Consider the following 10,137-nt stretch of genomic DNA (forward strand, 5'->3'; position numbering starts at 1 on the left):
GACAGGAGCGAGCGCCCGCTAGACTCGATACTTGTAACGGGTAAAACTTGCTTTCGCCTCTTCGTAGGCTTTAGTAGGGACTCCAAGAAGCGATCGCTTTGAATACTGCGTTGAGTGTCTTCGGCTGAGGCGGTTCTACTCCAGAAACCAGGGTCAATTCAGTAGCAAAGAACTCGTGCAATTCCCCCTCACACTCCACGCCGATCCAATTGCTGCCAATTGCCTTGACCTGACCAATCTTTCCTCGCAGGCGGTAGTTAACGTCGATGTCTACTCTTTTGTCTGAAGCGATCGCTGTCCTGACGTCCCAATTGGGACGACATTGGAATCTCCTCTGCCTGCCCAGGCACAATCTCAATCTTCTTCCTCAAGTTCTGCCAAAGCCTGAGCGAGTAAAATCCGCAGCACTTCAGATTTCTTCCTACCCGTGCGATTGGCAAGATTAGTAAGACGGCGATGCATTTCTGGTGAAAGGTCGAGACTGACTCTGATGGGTCGCTCCTTGGTTGATTCCTCTTTTTGTAATTTTTCCAGCAGACCTCCAGATCCATGAGTGGACGTAGAAGCAGCCGATGGTTTTTCTGTTGGTGGTTCAGGTTCAGCTCCGCTGCCAAAGATAAATTTGTCGGCAGCGTCGTTCAGAGTTTTGCGGGGCTTCTTGGGAGTCATTTGAGTAACTTCAGAATTTCATTGAATAGGGATTCAAATTCCTTAGCTGATTCTTTTGCTGCTGAGATGTCCCAAATTGTTCCTTCTTGAGTGAAGCAGTCAGAAATTGCTTGTTTCTGATGAATCGCTGTTTTGAGTAAAGCGACATCAGGAAACTGGCTGAGGACTTCCAACGCTTCTTTCTTGAGTCGAGTTCCTTTGAAAGCACGATTGAGAAAAATCGCTGGCTTGGGCAGACCCCCAGAGATTTTCTGTGCTGATTTAATCAGGCGAACGATGTCCCCGGTACTAGATAAATCCAATCCACTCGGTTGAACAGGTGTGACTGAGACATCGGACAAACATAAAACGGCTCTGGTGGCTTCCCCGGAATTGGGCGCACCATCAACGACCACGTAATCTGTCTGCTCAGATAACTCTGGAATTTGCTCAATTAAGTCGTTGGCATCTGAGAGTTTGATAATGCGAATGGGGAGCTGCATCGAGGAAAGCCACATTGAACCGCTGCCCTGTGGATCGGCATCTAGAAAGGCGACCTTTTTCTTTTTGCGCTGTAGCCAAACAGCGAAATGGACGCTACCTGTGGTTTTCCCGACGCCCCCCTTTTGGGCGCAGAACGCAATGACAGACATAACTTTACTTTCTCAATTTAATTACTCAACTCAGTTACTCAACTCAATCACTTAAAGCAAATCCTTATTGTTACTGAATTAAGTATGACAGAATAAGCTAAGCCAAACTCCGCCGAATTGGACTCTTTTAGGTGGAGTTACTTCCAGTGACCAACGGATTCATTAGAGTTTCAGGGTTATTGTATTTAGCCGACCAAATACTGTTTTAGGTGGAGTTGCGATAAAAACCCAACCCGCACCGCCGATTAAGCAAGCAAGACCTGACAGCGAACGAGACTATCTAACTCCGGATGAGATGGAGCGATTGAGAGCGACTGCTAAGAAAACTGGGCGTTATACACACCGAGATTCTACACTCTTGCTCTTAATGTACCGTCACGGGTTAAGGGTTGGGGAAGCCGTCGATCTGCAATGGAGGAATGTGAACTTCACCACTAAGCATCTTTATGTGAAACGTTTGAAGAGAGGGGTACCGTCAAATCAACCTTTCTATGGAGACGAAGTGCGAGTTCTTCGGCAACTTCAACGAAAATATTGCGATCTAAACTCTTTCCGGGTACCTTTGGCTCTGCCGTACCTTCAGGTATATCCCGTCGAAGTGTCGCTTCAAGGCATTCAATTGCACGTTGCCAAAGGTTTGGTTACGTTAGACTTTGAACACTTCATGGAGGGAATTAGAGTAGAGACGTTAATTTTTCCATTTTGTCTGAAACAATCTTTACTTGTTCAGCAATGCTCACCCGTTTGGTTTTCAACCAACTATACACTTTCTGCGTCGCAATCAGAAAGTTGATGTAGTCGTACTTGGTTATTTTGGATGGGTTCATCTTTTTGTTCTCCTGCACCTACCCCTTTTTCTCAACTGCGTAACTCCTGATCGTAATGATGTAATTACAAATATGAAATCTGTATGAAATCGCTTCTATGACATTTTTTTTACAAACTAACTTTAATAATCTTTGCTTCTTCTGCCAAATACTCAGCTAATTGGGCTTCAATTTGCTGTTTGACAATTAGGCGATACTCCAGAAAATGTTCTAGTTCAGAGCAAAGAGATATATAACGCCTCAAGCCGCCTCGATAATGTCGGTATAAACTATACAGGTTGCGCCAGAACTGCCAACGAGTTTTTCGGACAACCCCTTGCTTCCAAAGAATAATCAGTAGGGGACGCAGCGTTGCCCAAGTTAGTTTTTTCTTAGTAGTTCTTCGGATTTTGGGATATTTTGCCTGTGCCAAAACCATAGACTGACGATAGGCGCGGTCTAGAAAACGCTCTGGTTCGTACAGTTTCCAAAAAGCTTCGATATACTCGCGGGCAATCTCTTCCAAAGGACGGGTTGGCACAAAGTTCGTTAATGTCGTTTGATTAATATTGGCCAATTCGCTTCGGAGGCGTCCTTCTTTGTTGAGCCGATGCCAGAGGGCAGTGTTGGGTAGTGCTTGTAACATACTGAAAAAGGCAATAGAAATCGCGGTTTTTTCGACAAACTGGACAATACGCTCGCCTGCTCCCCGTTTTTCTCCATCAAACCCGATAATAAATCCTGCCATCACCCGCAGTCCCGATCGCGTAATTGCATGAACAGCTTCGCTCAAAGAATCTCGGGTATTTTGATACTTGCGAGTTAACGCTAAGCTCTCTTCATCAGGTGTCTCAATTCCTAAAAAGACCGATCCGAAATTACACTGCACCATCATATCTATCAGTTCTTGGTCTTGTGCCAAATCAACGGATGCTTCGGTGATAAAAGAAAAAGGATAGCTATGTTTAACCATCCAGGGTTTTAACTCTTTTAGTAAGAGTTTGACATTTCGCTTATTCCCAATAAAGTTGTCATCCACCATAAAAATGGTGCCTCGCCAACCCAACTCATAGAGACGCTCTAATTCAGCCAAGAGTTGTGCTGGGGTCTTAGTTCGAGGTTTGCGACCATACAGAACAATGATGTCGCAGAATTCGCATTGAAAAGGGCACCCCCGCGAGAACTGAACTGACATATCCGCATACGCACTAAACTCTAATAGATCGAAGCGTGGGATGGGTGTTTGAGTCACATCGGGTTTTTCTTCTCCAGACCGGAAGATTCCCGTATTTTCTCCCCGTTCAAGCGCTTCTACAAACATCGGTAAGGTGATTTCTCCCTCATCGAGAATCAAATAATCAGCTCCTGCGGTTTTGGCTTCATCAGGTAAAGCGGTGGGATAAGGCCCTCCGACTGCAACTGGTTTGCCTCGTCTTTTCGCCTCCTGAATTTGAACGAGGAAATCTTCTTTTTGGACAATCATTGCCGATAAAATAACTAAATCTGCCCAATCCCAATCCGCTTCAGTTATTTGGGTAACATTCCGGTCTACTAACTTAAATTCCCACTGTTGGGGAAGAATTGCTGCTACAGTTACTAAACCCAAGGGCGGCAGCAATGCCTTACGGCCTACCAGCGCTATGGCTTTTTCAAAAGACCAAAAACTTTTAGGAAATAGGGGATAAATAAGTAAAACTCGCATTTTTTGAATCCTTATAGACCAAAGAATAAGTAGAGGGAGCTAATTAACTTAAGGTGGAGGCTGCCCAGAAACAAATTTTTATACGGATACAAGGTTTATTATGGGCACTGCGTATAATAAACCTTGGTCAAATGCAAATATTTTTTAATAGTTTTATAATTCTCCTTCTTCTAGCTCGCTTTGTGCAGATGATACTGGTGTTGATTTTAGCCATTGAATTGTTTCAATGCGATCGCTTAATTCAGCTATTGTAATCGCTTCAAACAAAGAGCGGATGGGTAATTCTACTGAGAATGTTTGGCGGATACGAGCGAGGATTTTAGTTGCCATGAGAGAATGTCCTCCCAGTTCAAAAAAGTTGTCTTGGACTCCCACTCGCTCGACTCCTAAAACTTCTGCCCAAATCTGAGCTAATTTTTCCTCTGTGGGAGTACGAGGTGCAACGAACTGGGTTGGAACATTGGTTTGGATTTCCAGTTCGCTTAAGGTGCGACGATCAACTTTCCCATTAGCTGTCAACGGCAGAGTATCTAAGTTTGTGAAGACTGAGGGAATCATATAATCAGGAAGTTTCTGCTGGAGAAATTTCCGCAATTCTTTTTCGGTTATGTTTTTCTCTTTAGAAACAATATAAGCAGCTAGCCGGTGGTTGCCGGATTTGTCTTCTTTCGCAATCACTGCAACTGATTTAAGTTGGGGATACTCGCTTAAAGCCGCTTCAATTTCTCCCGTTTCAACGCGGAAACCTCGAATTTTAATTTGTTCGTCAATCCGACCAAGAAATTCGATATTGCTATCGGGTAGGTAACGAACTAAGTCCCCAGTTTTGTAAAGATGGGCGTTTTGTTCATTACCGAAAGGATTGGAAATAAATTTGTCTTGGGTTAATTTGGAGTCGTTTAAGTAACCTCTAGCTAAGCCAATTCCACCTATGTGTAATTCACCTGGAATTCCGATAGCCACAGGTTGTAAATTTCGATCTAAGATGTAAGTCTGCACGTTAGCGATCGCTCGTCCGATCGGTACTTGTTGCTGTATAGTTGCCGATGCGGTGATAGGATAAGTTGTAGCGACAACTGTTGCTTCAGTTGGGCCATAAGTATTCACTAATTTGGGATAATCGCCTACCCGCTTTTGCCAGATTCTCACTAGTTCTGGAATTGCTCTTTCGCCGCCAATAATCACCAAGCGCAGCGATTCGGGAAGGGCGATATTTGTTGTCTCCAACTCGGAAACAATTTGATGCCAGTAGGCTGTCGGCAAATCTAAAACTGTTAGCTTTAAATCTTGGCAAATTTTTAGAAAAGTTGCTGCCGAATTCAACATTTCATCAGTTCGCAACACTAATGTTGCGCCAGAAGCAAGACAGGGATAAATTTCTTCGGCAGCTGTATCGAAACTAATCGAAGCAAATTGGAGAATAGAATCGCTTGGCGTTAATCCATATTCAGAAATAGCACTCTGGGTAAAATTAACCAAAGAGCAATGTTCAATTGCAACCCCTTTGGGTTTTCCTGTGGAACCTGAGGTGTAAATTACATAAGCTAAATTTTTTGGTTTAGCTAGACTCAATAAATTTTCTTCGCTTTCTTGAGATAGTTTTTCCCAGTGTGTATCTAAGCAAATAATCTGTGCTTTATTTTCATGCAGCAAAGGTATCAGCTTTTGCTGAGTTAATAGAACTTGCACTTGCGAATCTGATAGCATATAACCGAGGCGTTCTTTGGGATAAACTGGGTCTAACGGTACATAAGCCCCACCCGCTTTGAGAATACCCAATAGCCCCACAATCATCTCTATAGAACGTTCTGCACAAAGACCTACTAGCACCTCTGGTTTGACTCCCAAAGACTGAAGATAGCGTGCTAATTGATTTGCTTTGGCATTCAATTGGGCATAGGTAAGAAATTGGTCTTTCAAAACAACGGCGATTCTATCTGGTGTTTTTTGTACCTGAGCTTCAAACTTTTGAGAAATTGTTTTTTCAATAGTAAAGGTTGCTGGGTTTTGAACGAATTTAGTTAAAAAATACTGCTTTTGGTCATCAGAAAGCAAATTAATTTGACTGATTAGTTGATTTTTATCTACTAAAAATGAATCTAGCACCTGAAGAAAATGTTGAATAGCTAAAATTTGTAGTTCTTCATCAAAAACATCTTTGTGAAAATCAAAGTCGAGAACAAGGTTTCCTGATAAATCCCAATCGCGTATCCTAACAGCGAGGCTTTCAGTCCGATGCCCTGAGTGAACCGATTCACTTGTTATTTTGACTCCCTGAAAGTCTGAGGATACTTGAAGCTCATAGTTTAACAGAACATCGTAAATTGGATTCCGGATAGAATTTTCAAGTACATATTGACCGTATTTAATCGCTTCGGATGTTGTAATAGAAATTCGATTAATTAAGGATAGGACAGTATCATTGGCTTCGATCTCAATTCGTAGAGGTACTTCCTGGGCAAAAGAGCCAATTGTTTTCTTAAAACTTTTGGATCGTCGATTGTGCAACGGCATTCCAATTGCAATCTGTCTGTTACCACTGGTACGATAAAGATAAGTTGCTAAAATTCCTAAGAATATATTAAATAAAGATGCGTTGTTTGTACTTCCAGTTATCGTTTCATAAGCGGCGATCGCTTTAAGTTTTTGGGTGCGAGCGCCACCCAGATCGCAGGCAACTCGTTCTACAAGTGTGGTTTGCTTCAAACGGCGTTGCCCGTAGAATGCGATCGGCTCAATTGGTTCTGCCAGCTTTTGCTCCCAATAGGCTTTAGCTTTCAAATATCGGGAAGATTCTTGATATTCTTTATCGTAATTTATGTAATCTTGGAATTGAGGAATGGGAAACGGTTCTTGTAATTTATTGTTTAGAGCGCACTCGTAAAGACTAGACATATACTCACAGATTAATCCAAAAGCATACCCATCGACGATAATCTGATGGAATTTTAAATACCAAACATATTTTTGTTCAGATAACTTTATGAGTACCATGTCAAACAAACGCTTTTGAAAATCAAACGGCATTTGCGATCGCCTTTCGATCCAGTTTTGCAGTTCATTCGGCTCGGAAACTTCGGAACAATCTAAATATTCCACAATGTAAGGAAAATTGGCTATCACCCGTTGTTGTGGTACGCCATCAATTTCTTCAATTATTGTCCTTAAAGCATCGCTAGCATTCACAAGTGCCTGAAACGCTGCTTGGAAGTGTTCGGGTGAAATCTGGGTTGGGATGATGGCACTGCACGCATTGTTATAAACTAGGGCTTCTGGATACAATTGTTGCCCTAACCAAACAAGGAATTGATTAGCCGTTAAATTCGAGCGATCGCGAAAATTGTTAAACTCTTTTCCTTCTACTGGAGATGTTGCTGCATTCAAGTTTCCTAGTACTTGCTGCCGCTCAAGTTTAGTCAGAAGCGGTAATTCTGAAAGTTGCTGTTCTGGATTGGCGACGATGCCTTCCAACAAAGTTTGGAAATGATTTTGCATCCTCTCTATAGTTGAAGCATTAAATAAATCGGTATTGTATTTAAACTCGCCAAATAAAGTTTCTTTGCCAACTACCATTTCTAAGGTCACATCAAACGCGCCTTCTTGCCGAGGCATCTTAAAAGGCTTTAATTGAAGCTCATCCCAATTAATTACAACGCCTGTTTCAATACCTGTGACTAACTCTATATTTTCTGTTAATTGTTGAGGCTTTTGTAAAATAAATGAAACTTGAAAAAGCGGCGATCGACTGGGATCGTGGTTTGGTTGCAATTGCTTGACTAATAAGGGAAAGGGATAATCTTGATGAGCGATCGCGCCTAACGCCGTTTGACGTACTTGACTGAGAAAGGCTTGAAATGGGGGATTTCCAGAAAGGTTCCCTCGCAAGACAAGCAAGTTCATAAAGTAGCCCACAATGGGTGCAAATTCACTTTGAGTCCTGCCTGTCATGGGAGATCCCACGAGAATATCTTCTTGACCCGTATAGCGATGCAGCAATACCTGAAAAGCTGCCAATAGAGTCATGTAAAGGGTTGTTCCTTCCGCTTGGGACAATTGCAGAAGTTGCTGGGTGAGTTCCTGCGTTAGCCGAAAGGGATGAGATGCGCCATTAAAAGTTTGCACGGGCGGACGCGGACGATCTGTTGGTAGATTGAGCATTGGTAACTCACCCGCTAGTTGTTTCTGCCAGTAAGCCCAGAGTCTTTCCCCATCTGCACCTGCCAGCATTTCGTTTTGCCAGCGAACGTAATCTCCATACGTTAAAGTCAGCGGTGGTAGAGATGCACTGATTCCATTTTTTGCCGCTGAATAAAGTACGCGCAACTCGTCAAGAATTAGCCAAATTGACCATCCATCGCACGTAATGTGGTGGATGGTTAGCAACAGGATATGTTCCTCTATAGAACGAGTAAATAAATTAACCCGCATGACGGATTCTCGTTCTAAATTAAAAGGACGCTGATAGGCTTTAAATACTTGCCGATCTAACTCATCTGCGCTCCAGGTTGCTGCGTCTATTTGCTCGAAGCAAACTTCTTGATACCCATGAACTTCTTGGACGGGTTCGTTGTTTTGGAGCGCAAAAGTAGTCCGCAGCGAAGGATGGCGATCGCTCAGCATTTGGAACGCCTTTCGCAAGGCAGAAATATCGACATTACCTCTGATGCGTGCGGTAAAGGCAACGTTGTAAGCAGGGCTTTCCGGGGCATTCTGGTACAACAACCACAGAATTTGCTGACCGTAAGAGAGGGGGTACTGGGATTTCGCTTTGCTAGCCTTTTCTTGCAATAGTTGTGCTAAAAGGGCGCGTTTTTCTTGAGGCGATAAATTTCTTTGATTTTCAGGTAAATTACTCATAACTGCTCCTATTCTTTAGAATCTATAGAATTTAGTAAAGTGTCTACTTCTTCATCGCTCAGATGATCTAACTGATTCAATAACTGCGCCGCATTTTCAGAGTTGATGCCGTTGTTTAGATTGATTTGGACTGGTGTAACTCTAGAAGTAGCAGAGGAGGGGGTATCTATTTCTATTAGGCGATCGCTTAAATACGTTGCTAAACTCGCAACATCGATCCCTTCCATAAATTTCACGATAGGAACGTCTAATCCCAAGTGAGTTTTCATCAAACTTCTCAGTTCGATTGCTGTCAGAGAATCAAGCCCCATCTCAGTTAAACCGCGCTGTACGTCGAGTTGGGATGGCTTTAACCCCAGAACTTTTGCCACTTGTTCTTGCGCGAACGTTAATAGAAGAGGGAGGCGATCGCGATCGGTTGCTTCTTGCAATTGACGACGAATGTCCAGTTTAGGCGCAGGCTGAGAAGCGGTTTTCCCTTGCGACGGTGCTTGGCGAACTAATTCTGAGAATAAAACAGGATTAGCATCGTTGGGAAATCGCTGTAAAAACTTCGACCAATCATAAGAAAACACGCCAACTTGCACGGCACTTTGGGTGAGTAACTCGCCCAAAATTTGCAATCCCAACTCTGGAGACATCGCGCCGATTCCCCGCGCTTCTCTGCGGCTTTGGATGCGATCGTCCAAGGTAGCTGCCATGCCAGCATCTGCCCAAGACCCCCAATTTATGCTTAATCCCGGCATCCCCATTTGACGGCGATAATGAACTAGGGCATCCATAAAAGCATTAGCAGCAGCATAGTTGCCTTGACCCCGCGTTCCAATTAATGCTGTTACCGAGGAAAAACAAATAAAGAAGTCTAAAGGCAAGTTTTGAGTGAGGGTATGCAGATTCCAAGTTCCTGCTACTTTTGGAGCCATGACATTCGTGAAACGCTCCCAATTTTGCTGTAGCAATGCGCCATCATCTAGAACTCCAGCCGCGTGAAAGATACCGCGCAGAGGCTCTGCACTGGCTTGAATTTCCTCCAACACAAGGGCTATTTCTGAAGTATTGGCAACATCTGCCTTAACAACTTTAACGTTCGCTCCTGTTTCTTTTAGTTGAGAAATTGCTGCTTGTACCCTATCATTTGCATCGCGACGACCTATTAAAACTAAGTGTTTTGCACCTTGTTCTACCATCCATTGAGCGACCTGAATTCCCAGCGCTCCCAACCCGCCAGTAATTAGATAAGTGCCATTTTCTCGAATCGGAATAGGCTTGGAATCGGCAGTTATTTCTGGCATTGAAATGACGATTTTGCCAATATGCTTGGCTCCAGCCATGTATCGGAACGCACTGACAACATCGGATATGGGAAATACTTTGTGAGGTAAGGATTGCAAATCGCCTTGCTTGAACTGTTGCGCGAGTTCCTCAAACATGGATGGGACTAATTCTGGAGTTTGTCGCCTGATTTCACCTA

The 10,137-nt window shown here is 43.3% G+C and carries 7 protein-coding genes; 1 reads left to right on the plus strand and 6 read right to left on the minus strand.

Annotated elements, in window-relative coordinates; translation table 11 throughout:
* Positions 1 to 70: 70 nt before the first annotated feature.
* The 3 genes from NC994_RS21595 to NC994_RS21605 are packed head-to-tail and all read right to left on the minus strand — an operon-like array spanning position 71 to position 1,301.
* Positions 71 to 358, minus strand: coding sequence for a hypothetical protein (locus NC994_RS21595; protein ID WP_190433876.1), 288 nt, complete (start codon positions 356 to 358; stop codon positions 71 to 73).
* Positions 355 to 669, minus strand: a complete 315-nt coding sequence (locus NC994_RS21600) for a ribbon-helix-helix domain-containing protein (protein ID WP_190433878.1) — start codon at positions 667 to 669, stop codon at positions 355 to 357. The genes NC994_RS21595 and NC994_RS21600 overlap by 4 nt, the downstream gene beginning before the upstream one ends.
* Positions 666 to 1,301, minus strand: a complete 636-nt coding sequence (locus tag NC994_RS21605; RefSeq protein ID WP_190433880.1) for an AAA family ATPase — start codon at positions 1,299 to 1,301, stop codon at positions 666 to 668. The genes NC994_RS21600 and NC994_RS21605 overlap by 4 nt, the downstream gene beginning before the upstream one ends.
* Before the next feature lie 244 nt (positions 1,302 to 1,545).
* On the opposite strand from NC994_RS21605, the gene NC994_RS21610 reads away from it, so the two are divergent.
* Complete coding sequence (locus tag NC994_RS21610; protein WP_347276937.1) at positions 1,546 to 2,094, plus strand: tyrosine-type recombinase/integrase; 549 nt, start codon at positions 1,546 to 1,548, stop codon at positions 2,092 to 2,094.
* Between the two features lie 143 nt (positions 2,095 to 2,237).
* Here the strand turns inward: NC994_RS21610 and NC994_RS21615 are convergent, their stop codons facing one another.
* The 3 genes from NC994_RS21615 to NC994_RS21625 form a co-directional block, all read right to left on the minus strand.
* Positions 2,238 to 3,809, minus strand: a complete 1,572-nt coding sequence (locus tag NC994_RS21615; protein WP_190433883.1) for a radical SAM protein — start codon at positions 3,807 to 3,809, stop codon at positions 2,238 to 2,240.
* Between the two features lie 153 nt (positions 3,810 to 3,962).
* Positions 3,963 to 8,666 (minus strand): non-ribosomal peptide synthetase, encoded by a 4,704-nt coding sequence (locus tag NC994_RS21620; protein ID WP_190433885.1) that lies wholly within the window; start codon positions 8,664 to 8,666, stop codon positions 3,963 to 3,965.
* 8 nt (positions 8,667 to 8,674) lie between these two features.
* Positions 8,675 to 10,137: beta-ketoacyl reductase (locus NC994_RS21625; RefSeq protein WP_190433887.1), on the minus strand; the 1,463-nt coding region annotated here is incomplete at its 5' end.

The sequence above is a fragment of the Trichocoleus sp. AS-A1 genome (assembly GCF_039962015.1).
In the GTDB taxonomy this organism is placed as follows: Bacteria; Cyanobacteriota; Cyanobacteriia; order Cyanobacteriales; family FACHB-T130; genus FACHB-T130.

What these genes read in the sequence shown, in the direction of transcription:
- NC994_RS21600 (WP_190433878.1), bottom strand. Translation starts at nt 669, where the DNA reads ATGACTCCCAAGAAGCCCCGCAAAACTCTGAACGACGCTGCCGACAAA.
- NC994_RS21605 (WP_190433880.1), bottom strand. Translation starts at nt 1,301, where the DNA reads ATGTCTGTCATTGCGTTCTGCGCCCAAAAGGGGGGCGTCGGGAAAACC.
- NC994_RS21615 (WP_190433883.1), bottom strand. Translation starts at nt 3,809, where the DNA reads ATGCGAGTTTTACTTATTTATCCCCTATTTCCTAAAAGTTTTTGGTCT.
- NC994_RS21620 (WP_190433885.1), bottom strand. Translation starts at nt 8,666, where the DNA reads ATGAGTAATTTACCTGAAAATCAAAGAAATTTATCGCCTCAAGAAAAA.